Source organism: Cryptosporangium sp. NPDC048952, assembly GCF_043197895.1.
Classification (GTDB): Bacteria; Actinomycetota; Actinomycetes; order Mycobacteriales; family Cryptosporangiaceae; genus Cryptosporangium.
This window is the reverse complement of sequence record NZ_JBICTY010000002.1, coordinates 731126-753523: the sequence shown is the minus strand read 5'-3', so window position 1 is coordinate 753523 and position 22398 is coordinate 731126. Positions and strand designations below refer to the sequence as shown.

Annotated in this window: 19 protein-coding genes and 2 pseudogenes; 12 read left to right on the top strand and 9 right to left on the bottom strand. The window is 69.6% G+C overall.

The features are described from left to right. Positions 1–143: 143 nt before the first annotated feature. Positions 144–3245 (top strand): LodA/GoxA family CTQ-dependent oxidase, encoded by a 3102-nt coding sequence (locus ACGFY5_RS11710; protein ID WP_392719549.1) that lies wholly within the window; start codon positions 144–146, stop codon positions 3243–3245. 116 nt (positions 3246–3361) lie between these two features. Here the strand turns inward: ACGFY5_RS11710 and ACGFY5_RS11705 are convergent. From ACGFY5_RS11705 to ACGFY5_RS11670, 8 genes and pseudogenes are all read right to left on the bottom strand, one after another. Continuing rightward, positions 3362–3669 (bottom strand): annotated as a pseudogene (locus ACGFY5_RS11705) (SDR family NAD(P)-dependent oxidoreductase); the annotation flags it as partial. Positions 3670–4215: 546 nt separating this feature from the next. Continuing rightward, positions 4216–6582 (bottom strand): ATP-binding cassette domain-containing protein, encoded by a 2367-nt coding sequence (locus tag ACGFY5_RS11700; protein WP_392719548.1) that lies wholly within the window; start codon positions 6580–6582, stop codon positions 4216–4218. A gap of 41 nt (positions 6583–6623) precedes the next feature. Next, on the bottom strand, positions 6624–7592 hold the full coding sequence (locus tag ACGFY5_RS11695) for a cyclase family protein (RefSeq protein WP_392719547.1): 969 nt from the start codon (positions 7590–7592) through the stop codon (positions 6624–6626). Further along, positions 7576–8334 carry an IclR family transcriptional regulator gene (locus ACGFY5_RS11690; protein ID WP_392719546.1) on the bottom strand — a complete coding sequence of 253 codons (759 nt, stop codon included), beginning with the start codon at positions 8332–8334 and terminating at the stop codon, positions 7576–7578. The genes ACGFY5_RS11695 and ACGFY5_RS11690 overlap by 17 nt, the downstream gene beginning before the upstream one ends. 12 nt (positions 8335–8346) lie before the next feature. Beyond that, positions 8347–9411, bottom strand: coding sequence for an extracellular solute-binding protein (locus ACGFY5_RS11685; RefSeq protein ID WP_392719545.1), 1065 nt, complete (start codon positions 9409–9411; stop codon positions 8347–8349). Between the two features lie 33 nt (positions 9412–9444). Continuing rightward, positions 9445–10521 carry an ABC transporter ATP-binding protein gene (locus tag ACGFY5_RS11680; protein ID WP_392719544.1) on the bottom strand — a complete coding sequence of 359 codons (1077 nt, stop codon included), beginning with the start codon at positions 10519–10521 and terminating at the stop codon, positions 9445–9447. An 8-nt stretch (positions 10522–10529) separates the two neighbouring features. After that, the gene (locus ACGFY5_RS11675) at positions 10530–11363 is read right to left on the bottom strand and encodes an ABC transporter permease (protein WP_392719543.1); all 834 of its coding nucleotides are present in this window, start codon (positions 11361–11363) and stop codon (positions 10530–10532) included. Continuing rightward, positions 11360–12247 (bottom strand): ABC transporter permease, encoded by an 888-nt coding sequence (locus ACGFY5_RS11670; RefSeq protein WP_392719542.1) that lies wholly within the window; start codon positions 12245–12247, stop codon positions 11360–11362. Before ACGFY5_RS11670 ends, ACGFY5_RS11675 begins: the two co-directional genes overlap by 4 nt. A gap of 202 nt (positions 12248–12449) precedes the next feature. On the opposite strand from ACGFY5_RS11670, the gene ACGFY5_RS11665 reads away from it, so the two are divergent. From ACGFY5_RS11665 to ACGFY5_RS11630, 8 genes are read left to right on the top strand one after another with little or no spacing between them, the layout of a single operon-like run. Beyond that, complete coding sequence (locus tag ACGFY5_RS11665) at positions 12450–13349, top strand: DUF6282 family protein (protein ID WP_392719541.1); 900 nt, start codon at positions 12450–12452, stop codon at positions 13347–13349. Then, positions 13349–14287, top strand: coding sequence for a 3-keto-5-aminohexanoate cleavage protein (locus ACGFY5_RS11660; protein WP_392719540.1), 939 nt, complete (start codon positions 13349–13351; stop codon positions 14285–14287). Before ACGFY5_RS11665 ends, ACGFY5_RS11660 begins: the two co-directional genes overlap by 1 nt. Continuing rightward, positions 14284–15195, top strand: coding sequence for a hypothetical protein (locus tag ACGFY5_RS11655; RefSeq protein WP_392719539.1), 912 nt, complete (start codon positions 14284–14286; stop codon positions 15193–15195). Before ACGFY5_RS11660 ends, ACGFY5_RS11655 begins: the two co-directional genes overlap by 4 nt. After that, positions 15192–16046, top strand: a complete 855-nt coding sequence (locus tag ACGFY5_RS11650; RefSeq protein ID WP_392719538.1) for an HpcH/HpaI aldolase/citrate lyase family protein — start codon at positions 15192–15194, stop codon at positions 16044–16046. Before ACGFY5_RS11655 ends, ACGFY5_RS11650 begins: the two co-directional genes overlap by 4 nt. After that, a complete protein-coding gene (locus ACGFY5_RS11645) occupies positions 16039–16785 on the top strand; it encodes an SDR family NAD(P)-dependent oxidoreductase (RefSeq protein WP_392719537.1) in 747 nt (248 codons plus the stop codon). Before ACGFY5_RS11650 ends, ACGFY5_RS11645 begins: the two co-directional genes overlap by 8 nt. Next, the gene (locus ACGFY5_RS11640) at positions 16778–18079 is read left to right on the top strand and encodes an iron-containing alcohol dehydrogenase (RefSeq protein WP_392719536.1); all 1302 of its coding nucleotides are present in this window, start codon (positions 16778–16780) and stop codon (positions 18077–18079) included. The genes ACGFY5_RS11645 and ACGFY5_RS11640 overlap by 8 nt, the downstream gene beginning before the upstream one ends. Before the next feature lie 30 nt (positions 18080–18109). Continuing rightward, complete coding sequence (locus ACGFY5_RS11635; protein ID WP_392719535.1) at positions 18110–19531, top strand: NAD-dependent succinate-semialdehyde dehydrogenase; 1422 nt, start codon at positions 18110–18112, stop codon at positions 19529–19531. A 43-nt stretch (positions 19532–19574) separates the two neighbouring features. After that, positions 19575–19811, top strand: a complete 237-nt coding sequence (locus tag ACGFY5_RS11630) for a hypothetical protein (RefSeq protein WP_392719534.1) — start codon at positions 19575–19577, stop codon at positions 19809–19811. Between the two features lie 82 nt (positions 19812–19893). On the opposite strand, the gene ACGFY5_RS11625 is transcribed toward ACGFY5_RS11630, so the two are convergent. After that, the gene (locus ACGFY5_RS11625) at positions 19894–20634 is read right to left on the bottom strand and encodes an SDR family oxidoreductase (protein WP_392719533.1); all 741 of its coding nucleotides are present in this window, start codon (positions 20632–20634) and stop codon (positions 19894–19896) included. A 59-nt stretch (positions 20635–20693) separates the two neighbouring features. Between ACGFY5_RS11625 and ACGFY5_RS11620 the strand changes: the two genes are divergently transcribed. The 3 genes and pseudogenes from ACGFY5_RS11620 (at position 20694) to ACGFY5_RS11610 (ending at position 22385) form a co-directional block, all read left to right on the top strand. Continuing rightward, entirely contained in the window at positions 20694–21368 is a 675-nt protein-coding gene (locus ACGFY5_RS11620; protein WP_392719532.1) for an SDR family oxidoreductase, read from the top strand. Then, positions 21365–21604: pseudogene (locus ACGFY5_RS11615) on the top strand (SDR family NAD(P)-dependent oxidoreductase); the annotation flags it as partial. The gene ACGFY5_RS11620 and the pseudogene ACGFY5_RS11615, both read left to right, overlap by 4 nt. Before the next feature lie 187 nt (positions 21605–21791). Continuing rightward, positions 21792–22385 carry a TetR/AcrR family transcriptional regulator gene (locus tag ACGFY5_RS11610; RefSeq protein ID WP_392719531.1) on the top strand — a complete coding sequence of 198 codons (594 nt, stop codon included), beginning with the start codon at positions 21792–21794 and terminating at the stop codon, positions 22383–22385. Positions 22386–22398 lie beyond the last annotated feature (13 nt).

Sequence of the window (22398 nt, the reverse complement as noted above, 5' to 3'; positions counted from 1 at the left end):
ACGCTACGACGCCACACGCCGCCCACCCGCCACGGCAAACATCGAAGCCAGCGCCCGTATGGGGTGATCCGGGGCCCTTGCGCACAGGTTTACGTTCTTGACCAGATTCCCATCAGTCGAAGTGGACCCAGACGGGGGCGTACGTGGCAACGACCTACAAGATCCACCCGGCGATCGGGCTCGCGCGTGTCGGCGACAGTCCCGACGAGTTCTTCGTCGGCCCCGAGCGCCCCAACGAGCATCCCGCGCCCGCCGACGGGTTCAAAGACGACCAGTGCCGCATCAAACGCCAGGCCGCACGGTTCCGCGTCTTCGCCCACCACGACGACGGCACGACCGAGGAGATCACGACCGGCGTCAGTTGGACCGTCCACCTCGCCAACGCGAAGGCCGCCGACCCGGGCCGGGGCAACACCGAACCCGCCGCCGAGCTCACGATCGATCCCGGCCCCCGCACCCTCGACGGACCCGGCCAGACCGCCCTCTTCGACACGGGCACGATCACGTTCTCCGGCCAGCAGCCGGTCACCGTGCCGCTCGGCGAGGCCCGCACCGAAGCCGACGGCCGGTTACTCGTCCTCGGTGGACACGGCACCAGCGCGTCGCCCGAAGGCAACGGAATCCAGGACTTCTGGGGCAACGCCGGCTGGTACGACGACGTCGCCGACGGTCCCGTCACCGCGACGCTCACCCTTCCGGACGGATCGACGCCACCGGTGGAAGGCGCCTGGGTCCTCGTCGGCCCGCCGAAGTTCGCGCCGCACCAGGACAACGTGATCACGCTGTACGACCGGCTGTTCGACCGCATGGTCACGCTCGGCCTCGCCACCGCACCCACCACCACGTCGTACACGCACGACGTCTACCCGGTCCTGCGGCGCGCGGCCGACAGCAAATGGGTGGCCTCCGTCGGCGGGGCGCACGCCTGGCCGCACCCGGTCACCCAGCAGCGCACGATCGACCGCATCGTCAAACGCCTGCGCCCGACCGGCGACATGCCCGCACTCTCCGGCGAGGACGCCGTCCTCACCGCGACCCAGGCCGCGCACCTCGACCGCTGGAAAGCCGGCACGTACACCCAGGACTGGGCCGGCGAACCCCAGCCCGACCCGGCGATCACCCCCGCCGGCCTCGACCGCGCGGCACTCGACGGAGCCGTCGGCGGCGCGTTCTTCCCCGGCATCGAAGCCGGCGGACTCGACGAGGGCAGGCGCCCCATCCTCGAAGCCCCGTACACCGCCGCGTTCCGGCTCGACCACACCGCTGTGACCCCCGGCGCCGTCACGTCGTCGATGGCGTTGCCGTGGCAGGCGGACTTCCAGGCCTGCGCCGACACCTGGTGGCCCGTCCCGCGCCCCCTCGACGTCTACGAGAACGCCGAGGCCACCGAGCAGATCCGCTGGGACCGCGACGTCACCAGCGGTGAGGAGATGGTCGCGTCCTGGAACACGCTCGGGTTCATCGTCGGCCCCGGCACCGACAAGCACTTCGAGACCGAACACTGCACCCCGCCCGCGATCACCCTGCTCACGCCGGTCGTGCGCTTCGCCGACGTCGCCCAGGGGCCGCTCGGCATGGTCGCCGAGGCGACCGCGTCGATCCGCTTCTCCGTGCACACCACGGTGACCCTGGAACTCGACCCGCCGGTCCACCCACAGCTGGCCGCGCGCACCCGGAGCGTCACCGTGGACCCCGCGCAGGACCCGACCGCCACGTTCGAGCTCGCCTACCGCACCGGCGTCGCCCCCTCCGCGATCCCGACGCAGACCCTCACCGTCCGCGACCCGGCCGCGGGCACCACCTGGCAGATCAGCGTCGACGCCAACACTGTGCCCCGCACCGGCAACGCCACCGTGCTCGTCGTCGACCGCTCGAACAGCATGGCCGCCGACGGCCGCATCGACGCCGTCCGCCGCGTCGCGCCCGCGTTCGCGGCGCTGCTCCCTTCGGGAGACGGCCTCGGTGTCGTCGGGTTCGACGCCGATGCCGAGGTCCTCCAGGAGGTCCTGATCCTCTCCGATGACGACGCCAATCGGGTGGCCACCGTGGGCGTGCTGAACGGGCACGGGCTCGACCCCCGCGGCACCACGTCGATCGGCGACGGGGTCGCGGCGGGACGCACCGCCGTGAACGCCGGCTCGTTCGGTTCGCGGTCGCTGGTGGTGCTGACCGACGGCATCGAGAACCAGCCGCGCACGCTCACCGAGGTGATCGGGGAAGCCACCACCGAGACCGTCCACTCCGTGCAGCTGGGGCGTCCGAACTCGATCGGCGTGCCGCCGCTGAGCGACCTGTCCGGGTTGACCGGCGGTACGGCGCTGAGCAGCGGCGAGGCGAACCTGGACGAGGCGCTGCTGCAGATCCTGGCTGACGTCAGCGGCGCGGACGTGGTGTTCACGGGCGGTGGGCAGCTGACTGACGTCACCCGGATTCCGTTTACGGTCACCGACGCGGACGGTGGCTTCGACGTGCTGTTGTCGACGGCGACGCCGGAGGCGGTGGACTTCCGGCTGCAGACGCCCGGGGGTTTGCTGATCGAGCCCTGGCTGGCGGAGGGGGAACCGGCGATGCGGTACGGGACGAGCTCGGGGCTGGCGTGGTACCGGATCGCGTTGCCGGTCGCGCTGAAGCCCCGCCGGTTCGAACAGGGCGGTACCTGGAACGTGGTGGTGGCGCCCGGGCAGCCCCGGCGGACCCCGTCGGAACAGGGTGCCGACACCTCGATCCTGCGCGGGGTCCGTGGGCGGGTGCCCGCTGGGCGTGGCTTCGCCGCCGCGGCCGCGGCACCACCGCTCGGGGTCACGTCCGAGCGCGAACGGGCCTACGCGGTGATCAACGCGCCGACGACGATCCACGGGTTCGCCGCAGCCACCCCCGTGGCGACGTTCGGGGTGCGAGTACACGCGTGGTCGGGGATCTCGCTGCAGGCGTTCTCGACGCAGGACTCGTTCGAGCCCGGCACGTCGGTGACGCTCGGCGCGGCGGTGACCCAGGCGGGCGAGGCGGCGTCCGAGGTGACCGTCACCGCGGAGATCACGGACCCCGCGGGCCGCGTGACGACCCAGCCGTTGCCGCCGTCCGACGACGGCAACTTCGTTACGACCTTCCGGGCGGCGGCAGCAGGCCTCTACCGAGCACGCCTCCTCGCCACCGGCCGCACCCGCGCGGGCCAACATTTCACCCGCGAACGCCTCCTGACGCCCACCACCTGGTCCACCCCCCTCCCCGCCCCCACCGACGGCTGACCCCACCCGCCGCCGGCCGCACGGCCGGCGGCTCAGGGGGTGGTCAGCGCCTGGAGACACGGCCCTGGGCCCCGCCCGCCTCCGCCAGCGCACGGTGCAGCGCGTTCGTGAGCGCGCAGCGGCCCGCTCCACGCACGGGCGTACGCCGCGATGCTCGCCGGATCCACGAGCTCGAGCGGCGCGACCCGCACCGCGTCGTTCCCGGTGCTCTTCCGGATGTCGGCGGCGACGTCCTCAGCCGGTCCGGTGCGCCGCACCGCGAGCGTGTCCTCCGCCTCGCGAGGGCGAGCGCCCGGGCGGTCTCGACCCCGATCCCCGACGCGCCCCCGGTGACGATCGCGCGCTTGCCTCGCAGATCGACGCCCGCGATCAACTCGGCCGCGGTCGAGGTCGCTCCGAACGGTGTGCTGATGCGATCTGTCATGCCCGATCGTCGCCCTCGGAGCGCGCTCGAAGTCAACCCACAACTTCCCGGGCTCATCCGCCGACTTTCCGGCCTCAAACCAGCTGCGATGAGCCCGGAAACTCGACGCGAAACCCCGAAAACTCGTGCGCTCCAACCCGCGGCCCGCGGGCGGGTCAGGGAGGGCGGGATCCCCGGAACGCCGCCTCGGCGAACGCGGGGGAGGCATTCGCTGTCGGTGGCGATCAGGATGGCGCCCTCTCGGGCTAGCGCTGCGGCCTCCGCCGCGCCCTGGCCCCGGGCGGCTCCGGTCACGACGACGATCTCTCCGCGCACCGTCCCATTCGCTCATCCTCGGTGCGGCGGAGCGCTCGCGGAAATGAGTGATCCGGATGGGCACCATCGAGCCCGCCGATGCGCCGACGACTTATCGGGGCATCAACGACTTCCCGGGCCTACGACCGGCCGACGTAGGCCCGGGAAGTCGTTGTAGGCCCGAGAAGTCGTCGGGACCCCGCAGCGCGCGGGACCCCGAACAGCGCGCGGGACCCCGACGGCGTGCGGGGGCTACACCCCCACGTAGTCCGCCAAGTGCTCACCGGTCAGCGTCGAACGCGCCTTCACCAACTCAGCCGGCGTCCCCTCGAACACGATCGTGCCACCGTCGTGACCCGCGCCCGGCCCGAGGTCGATGATCCAGTCGGCGTGCGCCATCACGGCCTGGTGATGCTCGATCACGATCACCGACTTGCCCGAATCGACCAACCGATCCAGCAACCCCAGCAGATTCTCCACGTCAGCGAGGTGCAACCCCGTCGTGGGCTCGTCGAGGATGTAGATCCCGCCCTTGTCACCCATCTGCGTAGCCAGTTTGAGCCGCTGCCGCTCGCCCCCGGACAGCGTTGTGAGCGGCTGCCCCAGCGTCAGATATCCCAGCCCCACATCCGCGAGACGATCGACGATCTTCTGCGCCGCGGGCAGCGCGCCCTCGCCGGAACCGAAGAACGAAGCGGCCTCCGACACCGGCATCCCGAGCACCTCGGAGATGTCCTTCCCCCCGAACGTGTACTCGAGCACGTCGGCGGAGAACCGCTTGCCCTCGCACACCTCGCACACCGTCGCGACCCCGGCCATGATCGCCAGATCGGAGTAGATCACCCCGGCACCCTTGCAGTTCGGGCACGCACCCTCGGAGTTCGCGCTGAACAGCGCCGGCTTCACCCCGTTGGCCTTCGCGAACGCCTTGCGGATGGGCTCCAGAAGGCTGGTGTACGTCGCCGGGTTGCTACGCCGTGACCCGCGGATCGGCGTCTGATCGACGGCCATCACCCCGTCACGCCCGGCCACCGACCCGTGGATCAGCGAGCTCTTCCCCGACCCCGCGACCCCGGTGACGACGACCAACACACCCAACGGCACATCGACGTCGACGTTCTGCAAGTTGTGTGAGGAAGCCCCCCGCACCGACAACACACCGGTGGACGACCGCACCGACGACTTCAACGACGCCCGATCGTCCAGATGCCGGCCGGTCAACGTGCCACTCGCCCGCAGACCCGACACCGTCCCCTCGAACATCACCTCACCGCCCGCGGTTCCCGCCCCGGGCCCCAGGTCCACGACGTGGTCGGCGATCGCGATCGCCTCGGGCTTGTGCTCGACGACCAGCACGGTGTTGCCCTTGTCGCGCAACTGCAGCAGCAGGTTGTTCATGCGCTGGATGTCGTGCGGGTGCAGCCCGATCGTCGGCTCGTCGAACACGTACGTGACGTCGGTCAGCGACGAGCCGAGGTGGCGGATCATCTTCGTGCGCTGTGCCTCGCCACCCGAGAGTGTCCCGGAGGGCCGCTCCAGCGACAGGTACCCGAGTCCGATCTCGACGAACGAGTCGAGCGTGTGCTGCAACGTCGCCAGCAGCGGCGCCACCGACGGGTCCGAGAGCCCCCGCACCCACGACGCCAGGTCGGTGATCTGCATGGCACACGCGTCCGCGATGCTGACATCGTCGATCGTCGAAGACCGTGCCGCCTCGTTCAGACGCGTACCACCGCACTCGGGGCACGTGGTGAACGTCGCCACCCGCTCCACGAACGCCCGGATGTGCGGCTGCAGCGAATCGATGTCCTTCGACAGAAAAGACTTCTGGATCGACGGGATGAGCCCGGCATACGTCAGGTTGATGCCGTCGACCTTGATCTTCGTCGCCTCCCGGTAGAGGAGGTCCTGCATTTCCTTCTTGCTGAACTTCTTGATCGGCTTGGCCGGGTCGAAGTACCCCACGCCCCGGAAGATTCGCCCGTACCAACCCTCCATGCTGTAGCCGGGGATCAGAATCGCGCTCTCGTTGAGCGACTTGTCCTCGTCGTACAGCGCCGACAGGTTGATGTCGTTGACCGAGCCCCGGCCCTCGCACCGGGGACACATCCCGCCGGTGATCGAGAACTCCCGGCGCTCCTTGACCGTCTGCCCACCCTTGTTCACTGTCACCGCGCCCGCGCCGCTGATCGACGCCACGTTGAACGAGAACGCCTGCGGCGAACCGATGTGCGGCTGCCCCAACCGGCTGAACAGGATCCGCAGCATCGCGTGGGCGTCGGTGGCCGTGCCGACCGTGGAGCGCGGATCGGCTCCCATGCGCTGCTGATCGACGATGATCGCGGTCGTCAGGCCCTCGAGAACGTCGACCTCGGGACGGGACTGCGTCGGCATGAACCCCTGGATGAACGTGCTGTAGGTCTCGTTGATCAGTCGCCGCGACTCGGCCGCGATCGTGTCGAAGACCAGCGAGCTCTTGCCCGACCCGGACACCCCCGTGAACACGGTCAGGCGGCGCTTCGGCAGCTCGACGCTGACGTCCTTGAGGTTGTTCTCGCGGGCTCCGTGCACGCGGATGACGTCGTGGGTGTCAGCGGCAGCGGTGGTTCTGGGAGGCATGCCCGCGATCGTGCCATGACGCGGTCAAGACAATCGATTGTTCACTTCAGTGCGATGGCGTTCGCGGGGGAGCCGACACCCCCGATGAGGTGCAGCGGCTTGCACGTCAGGAAGAAGTCGTACCGACCGTCGGCGGCACAGTCCGCGGCCAGCTCGTCGAGCTTCCACATCTCGCCCATCGCCATCCCGAGCAGCGCGATCAGCGGCCGGTGCAGCATCCCGTCGTGGTTGGTGCCCCGCTCCGGCGGCTGCGCCCCCGGGATCCGGAAGTCCGACTCGACGACCGGGTCGGCCTCCACCGCCAGATTGTCCGACGCCACGAGCGCGATCTCGTGGTCCCAGAGCCAGCGCACCACCTCGGTGCGCTGCGCCAACCCCGGCGACGTGTTCTTGATCCGTGCCCGGTCCGCCGCCGACGCCCCGAGATAGTGTGACGCCCAACCCGTGTGCAGCAGCAGGATCTCCCCGCCCGAGAACGTCACCCCCTGCTCCGCCGCCACGGCGTCGAGCACGGAAGCGTCTAGCGGAATGGTCTCTTCGTAGTGGTAGTCGGGCCCAGGGAAGAACCGCTCGATGTCGAGCAGCACACCCCGGCCGGCGATGCCGGTCTCCGCCCACACGTGGATCCCGAGGTCAGTCGAAGAAGCGTTGTTCGACGAAGACGGCCGACCGTTGTAGAAGCCGTGCGAGGGATGTCCGATGTGGCGTAACGAGTCCACCTGCGTCGTCGACTGCAGGTAGAACGAGTCGACCCAGTCGTCGCGGTGGAACTCGTTGTTCGCGAACACGTGGTGCTCGGTGGCCGGCCGCGTCCCCGTCGGATACGGCTCGAACGCGTTCACCGCGTAGTCGAGCCCGAACTGTTTGCCGGTGCGGATCAGCTGCGCCGCGGCCGCCACCCGCGCGGGCGTCAGGAAGTTGATCGTGCCGCGCTGGTCGTCGCGGCCGAAGTACTCCCAGCTCGAGTACGGCGGGTTCGCGGACGCCAGGTCGTCATACTTCGGCGGCACGGGCAGCTCCTAGTTCGTCGCTCAGCCCTCCGGCGGCGGCCAGGAGGTGCTCCAGCGCGGGAGACAGGTCGGGGATGTCGCCGGCGGACAGAATGGCCACCGTCGCGCAGAGGCCGTTGGCGTCGAAGATCGGCGCGGCCACCGCCGTCGGCCCGCCGGGCGGCCGGACGAAGCTGAAGCCCTGCTCGCGGGCCGACCGGACGTCCGCCTCCAGGCGGACCCGTTCGACCGGGGACAGGCCCGCGAGCAGGTCCTCGGTCGCCGCCTCGTCGGCGTGGGCGAGGAACAGCCGGGTCTGCGCGGCGGTGGTGTCGAGCTTCGTGCCGGGAAGCACGGTCATCACCACCACGCGACTGGTGTCCTCTTCGACGAGCGCGACGATCGGCCCGTGGGCACCCGCGACGCTGAGCACCGCCGTCATGCGGACGGCGGCCCTCAGCTTCTGCAGGTACGGGCGGGCGATCTCGACGACCCGCTGACGCCCGAGAGCCAGTGCCCCCAGGTCCAGCATGAGCGGGCCGAGCGCGAACGTTCCGCGCCGGGTGCCGCGTTCGAGGATGCCGGCGGCGACCATCGACGCGCAGTACCGGTACGCCGTCGTGCGGTTCAGTCCGGTGCGGTCGGCGACGTCCGCCGCCGTCAACTCCGGGATCCGGGGCCCGAAGAGTGCACAGATCTGGCCGACGCGGGCGACCGCCTGGATGTCAGAGGTCGAGACATCGCTCGGGTCTGAGTTCGCCATGGTGAATTAGTCCTAGCCTACGAGCCAGTTGTTCATCTGCGTGTTGACCTGATCGAAGTTCTTCGAGTACCAGTCGACGTCCTGCTGGACGACCTGGCCGCTGTTCTGCGGACCGGCCACTTCGACCTTCGCGGCATTCACCGAGAGGTTCGCCTTCGCCGCCTTGTTGATCGGCTGCGTGCCCAGTGCCTCGGAGATCGACTCCACCGACTTCGGCGTCACGACGGTCTCGATGAAGCGGCGCGCGGCCTCCTTGTTCGGCGAGCCCTTCGGGATCGCGAACGCGTTGAGCGCGGTGACCGTGACGTCCCAGGTGACGGTGATGGCCGTGCCGGAGTTCATCAGCGGCACCAGGCGCGAGTCCGGGAGGATGAACATGTCCACCTGGCCGGCGCCGACCGCCTGCTGCAGCGCACCGACGTTCGGCGCGAACGTCGTCTGGCTGCGGATCGTGTCGAGCTTCTTCAGCGCGCGCGGCACGTCCAGCGGGTACATCTTGTCCGGCGCGACGCCGTCGGCGAGCAGCGCGTACTCCAGCACACCGTTCTGGATGTTGGTGAGCACACCGCGCTTACCGGGGAACTTCTTGGTGTCGAAGAAGTCCGCGACGGTCTTCGGGGCCTTGGACTTGTCGGGGAACGCGTCGGTGCGGTACGCGATCGGGTTCGCGTTGATCCAGTTGCCCAGGTAGCACTTGCCGACCGTGCCGTCGACCAGGTTGCCCTTGTCCTTCAGGTCGGAGAAGTCGAGCTCCTCGAACAGCTTTCCGCAGTTCTGCGTCGCGGCGGCCGGCGCGACCGCGACGACGTCCCACTTCACGGACTTGCTCAGCACCTGTGCCTTCACCTGCGCCACGTCCGGCGGGGAGGTGTTCACGAAGCTGACGTTGGAGTGCTCGGCCGTGTACGGCTTCTGGTAGGAAGCGATCATGGCCTTCTGGCCGTCGCCGCCGTACCCGGTGAAGGTGAGCGTGACCTTGCCGTCGGGGTCGTTCTCGGCGCTGCTTCCGCCACCGCAGGCAGCCAGCATGGCTACCGCGAGGACCGTGCTGACCACGGCCAGGGAACGTCTGGGCATCGTTGCCTCTTTCAACAAGGGGGGTGGGGGTGTTCAGATGGCTACGAGTCGCTGGCGGTCGGCAGGCCACCACGCGGTGACCGACTGACCGAGCGAGAGATCGGACTGCGACGCGTCGAGCCGGGCTTTCCCGGTCACCCCGGAACGGCCGAGCGACAGCACCGCCATCCGGTAGGAACCGAGGTACTCGAGGTCGCGGATGGTGGCGCTCACTGCGTTCGCACCCGGGGGTGTGTCACCGTCGCTCAACCGCACGTCTTCCGGACGGACGACGAGCGCGGAGCCGGTGCCGGGTCCGGTGGTCCACACGTTGTCCTCCCAGCGAACTTTTTCGCCGTCGGGCGCCGACTCGAGTTCGAACACGTTCGAGTCGCCGAGGAAGCGGGCCGCGAACAACGTCTCCGGGCGCTGGTAGAGGTCTTCGGGCGTACCGACCTGTTCGATGCGGCCGTTGTTGAACAGCGCGATCCGGTCGGAGAGGTTCATCGCCTCTTCCTGGTCGTGCGTGACGAAGACGAACGTCGTGCCGACCTCGCGGTGGATGCGCCGGATCTCGGCCTGCAGCGTGCCGCGCAGGTTGCGGTCCAAGGCGCCGAGCGGCTCGTCGAGCAGCAGGGCGTTCGGGCCGAACACGATCGCGCGGGCGAGCGCGACCCGCTGCTGCTGACCACCGGACAGCTGGTTCGGATGGTGACCGTCGCGGCCGGTGAGCTGCACGAGTTCCAGGACCTCGGCGACCCGCCTGGTGATCTCCGGCTTAGGCACCTTCCGCTCCTGCAACGGGTAGGCCACGTTCTGCGCGACGGTCATGTGCGGGAAGAGCGCGTAGTTCTGGAACAGCATGCCGAGGTTGCGTTTGTGCGGCGGCAGGCTGCTGACGTCGGCGCCGTCGAACGCGATGGTGCCGGCGGTGAGCGTCTCGAACCCGGCGATCAGGTTGAGCGTCGTGGTCTTGCCGGAGCCGCTCGGTCCGAGCAGCGTCATGAACTCTCCCGGCTCGATGCTCAGCGAGACGTCGTCCACGGCCGGCGTCGCCAGGCCGTAGCTCTTGGTGACGTGCTCCAGGCGGATGCCGGTGCTGGTCGTGGTGGTGGTTGCTTCGATAGGCATGGGGGTTCCTAACGGGACTTCCTGCGGCTGCCCACGAACTGCAGGACGAGGCAGGCGGCGGTCACCGCGGTGACCACGACGCTGGACGAGGCGGCGATCGTCGGGTCGATCTCGACGGTCACGGAGTTGTACATCTGCACCGGCAGCGTCTGGAGCGCCGGCGAACGCAGGAAGAGCGCGATCACGACCTCGTCGAACGAGGTGACGAACGCGAAGACCGCGCCGGTGACGATGCCCCGGCTGATCAGCGGCATCGTGACGCGCAGGAACGTGCGCACCGGCGGGGCGCCGAGCGAGGCCGACGCCCGCAGCAGCTTCGGGTCGAAGCCGCCGAGCGCGCTGGTGACCGCGACCAGCACGAACGGGACGCCGATCGCCGCGTGCGCCAGGACGTAACCGGCCAGCGTGCCGACCAGTTGCCACTGCAGGAACGAGATGTACACCGCGACCGCGATCACGATCGCCGGGGTGACGATCGAGATCATCAGCATCGTGCGGGCGAACTGGGCCAGGCGTCCCTGCAGGTTGTGCAGGCCCAGCGCGGCGGCCGTGCCCACCACTGTGGCCAGCAGCGAGGCCAGCAGCGCGACGACGACCGAGTTGCGCAGCGCGTCGAGCCAGACCGGGTTGGTGAAGAAGTTCTCGTACAGGGCCAGGGAGAAGCCCTTCGGCGGGAACTGGAACGTCGTCGCCTTGCTGAAGCTCATCGGGATCACGAAGAGCGTCGGCAGGATGAAGTAGAGGCCGACGACGCCGGTGACGAGTTTCAGCCACCAGGGGATGGCGTCGACTCCCCGGTCCTTCTTCTTCGTGATGGGGGCCCGTTCGAGGGTCGTGGTCATGAGCGGCCCTTCTCGGGGGCGGTGGAGGCGACGGCGCCGATCGCGGAGATCGTGCCGCCCACACGGTTCGCCCAGGCCACGAGCACGAGCGAGACGATCAGCACGACCAGGCCGAGTGCGCTGGCGCCCTCAAAATCGAGCAGCTGGGTGGTGCGCTGGCCGAGCAGCTGCGCGACCAGCGACTGTTGCGGTGCGCCGACCAGCGCCGGCGTGACGTAGAAGCCGAGGCTGAGCGTGAAGACGAGGATCAGGCCTGACACCACGCCGCCGCGCGAGAGCGGCCAGTAGATCTTCCAGAACGCCTTGACCGGGTGCGATCCGAGCCCGCGGGCGGCCAGCAGCAGCTTGCGGTCGATGCCGGCCAGCGCGGTGTAGAGCGGTAGGACCATGAACGGCAGCAGCACCTGGCTCATCGCGATCGTCACGCCGCCGACGGTCTGGTAGAGCACGACATCCAGCCCGAACAGCTTGAAGAACGAGTCCACGGGTCCGTTGCGCTGCAGGATGATGATCCACGCGAAGTTGCGCGCCATGACCGACGTCCAGAACGGCACGAGGACGACCACCATCAGCACGCCGCGCAGACGCGGACCGACGCGGGTCATCACGTACGCGTACGGATACCCGAACAGCAGTGCGATCACCGTGACCGCGGCGGCCGTACCGGCCGTGCGGAGCAGGACGGTCAGCGTGACGCCGTCGGTGAACAGCGTCTTGTAGTGCTCCAACGTGAAGTCCGGCGATCCCACGCTGGTGGCGACGCTGCGGCCCAGCGGCACCAGCAGGATCACCGTGAGCAGGGCCAACGCGGGGAGCACGAGCAGCCACTGCGGGCTCGGCGTGCGCCACCGCTTGGGAGGGCTCCCGCGCTGCTCGACGCTCATCTCTCCGCCTCCTCGCGGTCGGTGTCTTCGAAGTTCCGACAGTGAAGCAGGCAGAAGTTCAACATGCAACCGTTGAAATCGCGATGTGAACGCTCAGCCGTAACGCGCACCGCAAAGTGCGCGATTCGGGGTCTGGACTGGCGGTTCTGATGTCCGTAGTGTGCACACGACGTACGGCATACGAACAACGGAGGCGCCCCGCATGGCCACCAACGAAGCGCTGTTACAGGTCCTCGAAGGCGCTGTCGACCTGCACTGCCACTCCGGCCCGAGCCCGTTCCCGCGCCGGCTCGACCACGTGGAGGCCTCGTACGACGGTGCACGGATCAAGATGCGCGCGATCCTCGTGAAGTCGCACCACCACAACACGGCCATGGACGTCCTGGCGATGAAGACGCAGCTCGCGGACGCGCCCACCCCCGTGTACGGCGGTGTCGCGCTGAACTCCGAGGTCGGCGGCATCAACCCGTCGGCCGTGGCGCTGGCGATCAACATGGGCGGGCGCTGCGTCTGGGGCCCGACGGTCTCGGCGGGCCAGCACATCTGCGCGCACAGCGACGGCGACGGCTTCCCCAGCGCCGGCGGTGAGCTGTACGAGAAGGAAGTCTCGATCTACGACGAGTCGGGCGACATCTCCGCCGACACGCGCCTGGTGCTGAAGCTGGTCGCGGACGCCGGGATCATGCTCTCCGGCGGTCACCTCGACGGGGACTCGATGCTGGCGTTCTTCAAGGCGGCCAGCGAGGCCGGCGTGAAGCGCATGATGCTGCACCACCCCGACTACATCGTGAACGTGAGCGACGCGATCATCGAGGAGATGATCGGTCTCGGGGTGTTCGTCGAGCACGATCTCGCGATGTACAACCCCGAGGTCAAGGCCGTCGGCTGGCCCACCGAGAAGCTCGTCGACTGGATCCGCAAGATCGGGCCCGAGCACACCGTGATCAACTCCGACCTCGGGCAGAAGGGCAACCCGCTGCCGGTCGACGCCTACCTGTACATGGGTGAGCAGCTGCTCGACCACGGCATCCCCGCGGCCGACATCCGTCAGATGATCTGCAACAACACCGCCTACCTCCTCGGGCTGGAAGAGAAGCCCTGATGCGGAAGGCGTCGAAAGTCATCATCACGACCGCGGTGACGGGGTCGGTCAACGTGCCGTCGCAGAGCCCGTACCTGCCGCTGTCTTCCTCCGAGGTCGTCGAGGCCGCGGTGGAGTCCGTGGAGGCGGGGTCCGCGATCGTGCACCTGCACGCCCGTCACCCGGATGGGCGGCCGGCGTGGGAACCGTCGGTGTTCGAGGAGATCGTGCCGCCGATCGTCGAACGGACCGGCGCGGTCATCAACATCACGACCGGTGGCTCCACCGCGATGACGATGGAGCAGCGCCTGGCGGGGGCGACGACGTTCGAACCCGAGTTGGCGTCGCTCAACATGGGCTCGATGAACTTCGTCTACAGCGGTATCGCGGACAAGGTGACCGAGTGGAAGCACGAGTGGGAGAAGCCGTACGTGCTCAACACGTACTCGCACCCGTTCGTGAACTCGTTCGACCGGATCGAGAACACGCTGCGGACGCTCGGCGCGAACGGCACGCGGTTCGAGTACGAGTGCTACGACATCGGGCACCTGTACTCGCTGGCGCACTTCGTCGATCGTGGGTTGGCGCCGACGCCGCTGCTGATCCAGGGGGTGTTCGGGATTCTCGGCGGGATCGGGGCCGACCACGAGAACCTGGAGCACATGGTTCGGATCGCGGACAAGCTGTTCGGTGACGACTACTACTTCTCGGCGTTCGCCGCCGGACGCGACCAGATGGCGTTCGGCACGCACAGCGCCTGGCTCGGCGGGAACGTGCGGGTGGGGCTCGAGGACAGCCTGTGGATCGGCAAGGGAAAGCTCGCGAAGAGCAATGCCGAGCAGGTGCGCAAGATCCGAGCGGTGGTCGAGGACCTGGGCAAGGAGATCGCCACTCCCGACGAGGCACGGTCGATGCTGGCCTTGCGGGGCCGCACCAGTGAGGGGAGCTCTACATCATGACCACGTACGCGGCGGACGACATCCGCTCGAAGCTCGCGGCGGCGGCGCCGGCCCGTGCGGTCGACGTCTCGACGCCGATCAAGGACTCGCAGTGGATCGAGTTCCTGTCTCTGGAACCCACCGAGGTGGCGCCGAACGGGAGTCGGACGTGGCTCGCGCGAGCGTCGAACCTGGTGCTGGCGTACACCGAGGCGCGCGCGGGTGACGTGTTCGCGCGCGCCGGGCAGCCCGACGAGTACGCGGTGCTCATGTACTCCGACAGTGCTCCGGTAACGGTCACCGCGGGTGAAGCCACCAAGTCGATCGCCGAGGAGGCGTTCGTCGTGGTGCCCCCGGGCGACAGCTCGATCCGCGTCGACGCGGACGGCGTCCTGATCCGGTTGTTCTCGACAGTGGCGGACGACCTGACGTCGGCCGCGCTCAATGCCGACGCTTTCGCGGCGCCGGACCTGCGCGCCGCACCGCTCGTGCCGTGGCCGGACCCGGTCGGAGGCTTCCAACTGCGGGTCTACCGGCTGGTCGACACCCCGATCGCCGAGGGCCGGTTCGGACGCATCTTCCGTACGACGAACATGATGGTGAACTTCCTCGCCGAGGAGTCGGCACCGCGCCCGGTGAAGAAGCTGTCCCCGCACCACCACGACGACTTCGAGCAGATCTCGCTCGCGGTGAAGGGGCGATTCGTGCACCACATCCGGTACCCGTGGGGGCCGGACTCCACGCAGTGGCGCGAGGACGAGCACCGCGAGATCGCGACCCCGTCGATCTGCGTGATCCCGCCGCCGACGGTCCACACGACGCAGGGCATCGGCGAGCACCAGCAGCTCATCGACATCTTCGGCCCGCCACGCGTGGACTTCTCCGCCTCGGGCTGGGTCCTCAACGCCGACGATTACCCCGCCCCGTGACGCGCGACAGCCTCTTCCGCGCTGCGCTGGCGCGCGCAGGCGCAACGGACGGCGGGGCCGCTTCCGGCGGTGCGGCCGCCGCCGCTGCTCCCGCGGGCGCGCGGGGACCCGCGCTCGGGACGTGGGTGAAGATCCCGGCGATGGAGGTGGTCGAGCTGGTCGCGTTGGCCGGGTTCGACTTCGTCGTGATCGACCTCGAGCACTCGCCGATGAACCTGGAGACCGCGTATCAGCTGATCGGCACCGCGCTGCACACCGGCGTGGCACCGATCGTGCGGGTGCCGGGCCGGGACCAGGGCTTCATCCAGCGCATTCTCGACGCCGGAGCCGAGGGCATCATGGTGCCGCACGTCGACACCCCCGACCAGGCCCGGGAAGTCGTCACGGCCGCGCGCTTCCCCCCGCGGGGTACGCGCGGCGTGGGTTCCACGAGCCGCGCCGGCCAGTGGGGCGCGATGCCCCGCGCCGAGTACCTCCGGTACGGCCAGGAGGAGGTCGTCGTCATCGCGCAGATCGAGAGCGCGGAGGGCGTGCGCAACGCGGGATCGATCGCGGCGACCGACGGCATCGACGCCCTGCTCGTCGGTGCCGCCGATCTCTCGGTGAGCGAGGGCGGCGGCGACGTCACCGACCTCGTCGCCGAGGTCGTGGCCGAGGCGCGCGCCGCGGGCGTACCCGTCGGCAACGCAGGCGGAGCCACCGCCGAAGCCGTCCGCTACGCCACCGAAACCGGCTTCACCTTCACCCTCCTCAGCAACGACGGCACCCTCCTGGGGACGGCAGCACGAGCCGCCGTGACGGCCGGCCGCTCCGCCGGGGCGGAATCGACTACACGGAGTGCGCATGCCTGAGCTCGAAAACAAAGTGATCCTCGTGGTCGGGGCGAGCGCGGGGATCGGTGCGGATGCCGCACGTGTGTTCGCCGCCGACGGGGCGAAGCTCATGTTGGTGGCCCGCACCGAAGGCCCCCTCGCCGACCTCGCCGCCGAGCTGGAGAAGGACGGCCACGACGTCGCCTACACCACCGGCGACGTGTCGGTCGCCGCCGACGTGGCCCGCTTCGTCGACGCCACCGTCGACCGCTTCGGCCGCCTCGACGGCGCGTTCAACAACGCCGCGATGACCCAGGCGGGCCGCCTCGACCAGGTGCCGGACGAGGACTTCGACCGCATCATGGCCGTGAACGTCCGCGGCACCTGGCTCTGCATCCGCGAAGAAGTCCGCGTGTTGAAAGACCATGGCGCCATCGTCAACATGAGCAGCATCGGCGGCCTGCGCGGCAGCTCCGGCATGGGCGCGTACCAGGCCAGCAAACACGCGGTCATCGGCCTCACCCGCACCGCCGCCCACGACTTCGGCCCCCTCGGCATCCGGGTGAACGTCATCGCCCCGGGCCCCACCGAGTCCCCGATGCTCGACGCGACCCGCCGCGCGATCCCCGGCGGCGTCGAGGAACGCATCGCCAAGACGCCGCTGCGTAAGGCCGGCACCGGCACCGAGGTCGGTAACACCGCGTCGTTCCTGCTCAGTGACCGCGCGAGCCACTTGAGCGGCGTCATCCTGCCGGTGGACGGAGGCTTCGTTGCCTGAGATCGGAACCCTCCGACTCCCCGCGCGCGTCCACTTCGGCTACGGCGCCCGGGATCAGCTCCCGGAGATCGTGCGCGTTCACGGCCGCCGCGTGTTCGCGGTCGTCGACCCGTTCCTGACCGGAACGCCGTTCCTGGCGTCGGCGGTGGCCGAGCTGGAAGCCGTCGGGGTCGAGGTCCGCGTCCATTCCGACGTCACGCCGGAACTGCCCGTCGACACGCTGGACACCGCCGGGGCCCTGGCCCGGGACTACGCACCCGACGTCATCGTCGCGATCGGCGGGGGGAGCGCGCTCGACGCCGCGAAGCTGATCGCGTTGCTCGCGGCCTACGGTGGGCCGCTGAGCAGCTACTACGGCGAGAACCTCGTGCCGGGTCCGGTGGTGCCGATCGTGGCGCTCCCGACCACCGCGGGTACCGGTTCCGAGGTGACGCCGGTCGCTGTGGTCTCCGACCCGGACCGCGAGCTCAAGGTCGGCATCTCGAGCCCGTTCCTGGTACCGGCGGCGGCGATCGTCGATCCGGAGTTGACGCTCGGGTCGCCGGCGACCGTCACCGCCTACTCCGGTATCGACGCGTTGGTGCACGCGGTGGAGTCGTACACGGCCCGGCCGTTCGACCTGGACTTCGCCGCGCCATTACCGGTCTTCACCGGGCGGAACGCGCTGGCCGAGCCGATCGCCCTGCAGGCGGCGCGGCACCTGGGGCCGTGGCTCGAAGTCGCTGTCGCCTCACCCGGCGATCGGCGTGCCCGCAGTGAGGTGGCCCGCGGCTCACTGCTCGGCGGTATCGCGTTCGGCTCCACCGGCACCCACCTGTGCCACGCCCTCCAATACCCCATCGGCGCCCTCACCAAGACCCCCCACGGCCTGGGCACCGGCCTCATGCTCCCCTACATGCTCGACACCATCCGCCACACGGTGCCGGAACGCGTAGCGGCCCTGGGCGCTGCCCTGGAAAGCGCGCCGGGGGCGCCGGCCGCGTCGGGTGGCGGCCTGAACGCGTCGGACGCGTCGGACGGACCGATCGCGGCGTCGGCGACCGGCGCGGGGGAGCCCGGCCACGCTGACGGTGTATCGCCCGAGCGCACGATCGCCCGCATCGTGGAGATCAACCGGGCGATCGGCATCCCCGCCAGCCTGGCGGAGATCGGGCTCACGCGTGATCAGTTGCCGCGGATCGCGGAGCTGGCGCTCGGGGCGCAGCGGTTGCTGGCGATCGCGCCGATCGAACCCACCCGCGACACGCTTCTCGAGATCCTCGAAAGAGCCCATGACGGAGTGCTCACCCCGTGACGCTCCACCCCGACCTGCGAAGGTTGCACCATGATCACTGACCTCTTCATCGACGGCGAGTGGCGCCCGGGCTCCGACGGCAAGCGCTTCGACGTCATCGACCCCGCCGACCTGTCGGTCGTCGCACAGTTCGCCGTCGCGTCCGAAAAAGACTGCATGGACGCGGTGGACGCGGCAGCCGCCGCACAACCCACCTGGGCGGCGACCGCACCGCGCGAGCGCAGCGAGCTGCTGCGGAAGGCGTACGAGATCCTCACCGACGAGGTCGAGGTCTTCGCCGAGATCATGGTCCGGGAGAACGGCAAGTCCTGGTCCGACGCCATGGGCGAGGCGGGTTACGCCAAGGAGTTCTTCCGCTGGTTCGCCGAAGAGGCAGTGCGCGTGCCGGGCGACTACCGACTCTCCCCGGCCGGCGACAAGCGGATCATCGTCGACCGGTCACCGATCGGCGTGTCCCTGCTGATCACGCCGTGGAACTTCCCCGCGGCGATGGCGACGCGCAAGCTCGCACCGGCACTGGCCGCGGGCTGCACCACGATCCTCAAGCCCGCCCGCGAGACGCCGCTCACCGCCGCGTACGTGGTCGACGTGCTGCGCCGGGCGGGCGTGCCCGACGGCGTCGTCAACCTGGTGACGCCGGTGCCCACCGGACCGCTGGTCAAGGCCATGATCGACCGTCCCGAGGTGCGCAAGCTCAGCTTCACCGGGTCCACCGAGGTGGGCCGCGATCTGCTGCACGCGTGCGCGGACAGCGTCGTGAGCACGTCGATGGAGCTCGGTGGTAACGCGCCCCTGATCGTGCTGCCCGGTGCGGACCTGGACGAGGCCGTCGAGGGTGCGCTGCTCGCGAAAATGCGTAACGGTGGGTCGGCGTGCACGGCCGCCAACCGGTTCTACGTGCACGATTCGGTGCACGACGAGTTCGTGAGCCGGATGACCGACGCGTTGGCGAAGGTGAAGGTCGGGTCGGGTCTCGACCGGGCCAACGGGCTCGGGGCGCTGGTGTCGGTGGCCGAGCGGGACAAGGTGGCTTCGCTGGTCGCCGGTGCCGTCGACGAGGGTGCGACGCTTCAGCTCGGCGGCAACGCGTCCGCCGACGGGGCGTTCTACGACGCGACGCTGCTCACCGGCGTCACGCACGGTTCGACGATCACGACGACCGAGATCTTCGGTCCGGTGACCGCGATCGTGCGGTTCGACGACGTCGACGAGGCCGTACGGATGGCGAACGACACCGAATTCGGGCTCATGGCGTACGTGTTCGGCGAGGAGCGGGCGGCGGTCGCCGTGGCTCGGCGGTTGGAGGCCGGGATGGTCGCGGTGAACCGCGGTGTGGTCAGTGACCCGGCTGCGCCGTTCGGTGGGGTGAAGCAGAGCGGGCTCGGTCGTGAGGGCAGCTCGGAGGGGATCCTGGAGTTCCTCGAGGAGAAGTACATCGCGCTGACGGCGTGATTCGATGGTCCGGGTGTGACGGCGGGAGGTCCGCGGGCAGTTCGTGGCACTGCACGACGCAGACGTACGGGGTGCTGACGGGCTCGACGCTGAGCCCGTCCGCAGCGGCCACCAGTCGCGCGGCCGGTTCGGCCCCGTCTGGCTCCCGGTCGGCGACGGCATCGGCGCCGACCGGGGCCGGACGTTCGTCAGCGAGACCTGGCGAACGGCATCACCGGTGATGGCCTGGCTGGACGACCACGTCGGCCCCACCACCGAGCCCCCCACCCGCCGCCGCTAGCCGGCCCGGCGGCCGCCACTCGTCGGCCGCCACAGCCGGCCGTCGCCCGGCGGCCGCCACCGACCCCTCGGCCGCGTCGCGCCTAAGCGCGGGAGGCGAGCCACTCGCGGAAGGTCGTGGTGGCCAGGAGTGCGTCGCCGTGGGGGATGATGGCGTCGCCGCTCACGGCCGCGAACATCCCCGCCGTGTCGTCGACGACGACCGTGCGCTGGTCGCCCTTCGCGGCGAGCGCCACCCGCCCCAGCTCGTCGAGCGTGAACACCTCCGGCCCGGCCACGTTCCGGATGCCGTGCAACGGCGCGCCCTCACACACCGCAGCCACCGCCGCAGCCACGTCGGCCGACGCCATCGGCTGCACCGGCGTGGCCGGCAACCGCACCGTGGTGGCGTCCGACGTCCACGACAGCACCGCGTCGACGAACTCGAAGAACTGCGTCGCTCGCACGATCGAGTACCGCACCGGCCCGGCCGCGAGGATCTCCTCCTGCAGCGTCTTCGCGCGGTAATAGTCCAACGACGGCACCTGGTCGACCCCCACGATCGACAGGATCACGGCGTGGCCGACGCCGGTCTTCTCCGCCGCGGCGAGCAGGTTCTCCATCGTCACCCGGAAGAACTCCGGCGACGCCTCGTCGAACGTCGGCGAGTTCGTCAGGTTCACGACGACGTCGGCGCCGGTCAGCCCGTCGGCCAGCCCTTCGCCGGTGAGCAGGTCCACGCCGGTGGACGGCGCCAGCGGCACGGCCTCGTGCCCGTCCGCGGTCAGGATCCTGACCACCTGCGAGCCGATCAGCCCGGTCCCCCCGAGGACAGCGATCTTCATGGTGCTCCACCTTTCTCTGCATGTGCTTTCACCAGGAGGACCGGACAGCACCGCGATCCGTGACAGCAACCGCGGGGAGGAACACCGCAACACCGGGGAAGGCAACCGCCGGCAACCCCGACCGCGCCGACGAGGTCGTCGCGACCATCCGGAAGAACAGCGGCAACGCCACCGCCGCCCAGGCCGACGTCGCCGAGGAAACCGACGTCGCCGCGCTCTTCGACACCGTCGAGCGCGAGTACGGCGGCATCGACGTCGTCGTCCATACCGCGGGAATCGTGCTGCTCGCCCCGCTCGCCGAGCTGGAGCTCGACGACCTCGACCGCATGCACCGCACGAACATCCGCGGCACGTTCGTCGTCAACCAGCATGCCGCGCACCGCGTCCGCGGGGGTGGCGCGATCATCAACTTCTCGACGTCGGTCGGAAAGCTCGCGCTGCCCACGTATACGGCCTACGCGGCATCGAAGGGCGCTGTCGACGCGCTCACGCCGATCCTCGTCAAGGAACTGCGCGGCCGGGACATCACCGTCAACGCGCTCGCGCCCGGCCCCACCGCGACGCCGCTGTTCCTCGACGGGAAGGACCAGGAAACCGTCGACCGCATGGCGCGCCAGGCCCCGCTGGAGCGGCTCGGGGTGCCCGAGGACATCGCGGAGGCCGTCGCGTTCCTGGCCGGCCCGGGCCGCTGGGTCAACGGCCAGACGTTCGACGTCAACGGAGGAATCGCCTGATGAGCAGGATCCTGATCACCGGTGAGTCCAGCGGGTTCGGCGCGATGACCGCCCAGGCCCTCGCCGACGCCGGTCACACCGTCTACGCCGGCATGCGGAACATCGCCGACCGGAACAGAGAAGCCGCGCAGAAGGCCGGCGAATACAGCCACGTCGTCGAGATTGACGTCTCCGACCAGGCGTCTGTCGACGCCGCGGTCAAGCAGGCCGGGCACCTCGATGCCGGGAGCGGTCACCCCCACCGAGCCGGGGTGGTACGTGGTGCGCCCGTTGCTGCTCTCGATCGTGTAGTGACCGCTCAGCACCGGAGACGGTGCCCCGGTTCCTCGACCGGAGTAATCGCGAGGGCAGTGTCACTCCTGAATCGTAGGCGCGTCGGGGCTTGAGTAAACTTCCGTTAACTCACTGTCGGACGGAGCGATGATGGAGCTCACTCGGCGGAGCGCGCTGAAGGCCGACCGACGCCGCCAGTTGTTGCAGGCCGGCGCCGAACTGATCGCCGAGCGCGGGTTCCCGGGCGTGCGCCTGGAGGACCTGGGTGCGGCGGTCGGCATCAGCGGCCCGGCCGTGTACCGGCATTTCGCCAGCAAGGAAGCGTTGCTCGTCGAGATCCTCGTCGGGATCAGCGACCGGTTGCTGCGCGGCGGTCACGCGGTCGTCGTCGAGGCGAGCACGCCGACCGAGGCGCTGCACGGCCTCGTCGACTTCCACCTGGACTTCGCGTTCGGCGAACCGGAGCTGATCCGGATCCAGGACCGCGACCTGACCGCCCTGCCCGCCGACGCCCTGCACCGGGTGCGCCAGACCCAGCGCACGTACGTCGAGCTCTGGGTGACAGTGTTGTGCGCCGTGCGGCCCGGCCTGACCGACGACGACGCCCGCGTGCAAGCCCACGCGGTGTTCGGGCTGATCAACTCGACGCCCTACAGCGCGGCGGCGGCTTCGCTGGATCGTTCCCGCGAGATCCTCCGGGGGATGGCGCTGGCCGCTACGCTAGCTTCAGTTAATGACGACTAACTGAAGGAGTCTC

Coding starts and splice junctions, on each gene's coding strand:
- ACGFY5_RS11700 (WP_392719548.1), bottom strand. CDS start 6,582: ATGCCTCCCAGAACCACCGCTGCCGCTGACACCCACGACGTCATCCGC.
- ACGFY5_RS11690 (WP_392719546.1), bottom strand. CDS start 8,334: ATGGCGAACTCAGACCCGAGCGATGTCTCGACCTCTGACATCCAGGCG.
- ACGFY5_RS11685 (WP_392719545.1), bottom strand. CDS start 9,411: ATGCCCAGACGTTCCCTGGCCGTGGTCAGCACGGTCCTCGCGGTAGCC.
- ACGFY5_RS11680 (WP_392719544.1), bottom strand. CDS start 10,521: ATGCCTATCGAAGCAACCACCACCACGACCAGCACCGGCATCCGCCTG.
- ACGFY5_RS11675 (WP_392719543.1), bottom strand. CDS start 11,363: ATGACCACGACCCTCGAACGGGCCCCCATCACGAAGAAGAAGGACCGG.
- ACGFY5_RS11670 (WP_392719542.1), bottom strand. CDS start 12,247: ATGAGCGTCGAGCAGCGCGGGAGCCCTCCCAAGCGGTGGCGCACGCCG.
- ACGFY5_RS11665 (WP_392719541.1), top strand. CDS start 12,450: ATGGCCACCAACGAAGCGCTGTTACAGGTCCTCGAAGGCGCTGTCGAC.
- ACGFY5_RS11660 (WP_392719540.1), top strand. CDS start 13,349: ATGCGGAAGGCGTCGAAAGTCATCATCACGACCGCGGTGACGGGGTCG.
- ACGFY5_RS11655 (WP_392719539.1), top strand. CDS start 14,284: ATGACCACGTACGCGGCGGACGACATCCGCTCGAAGCTCGCGGCGGCG.
- ACGFY5_RS11645 (WP_392719537.1), top strand. CDS start 16,039: ATGCCTGAGCTCGAAAACAAAGTGATCCTCGTGGTCGGGGCGAGCGCG.
- ACGFY5_RS11635 (WP_392719535.1), top strand. CDS start 18,110: ATGATCACTGACCTCTTCATCGACGGCGAGTGGCGCCCGGGCTCCGAC.
- ACGFY5_RS11625 (WP_392719533.1), bottom strand. CDS start 20,634: ATGAAGATCGCTGTCCTCGGGGGGACCGGGCTGATCGGCTCGCAGGTG.
- ACGFY5_RS11610 (WP_392719531.1), top strand. CDS start 21,792: ATGGAGCTCACTCGGCGGAGCGCGCTGAAGGCCGACCGACGCCGCCAG.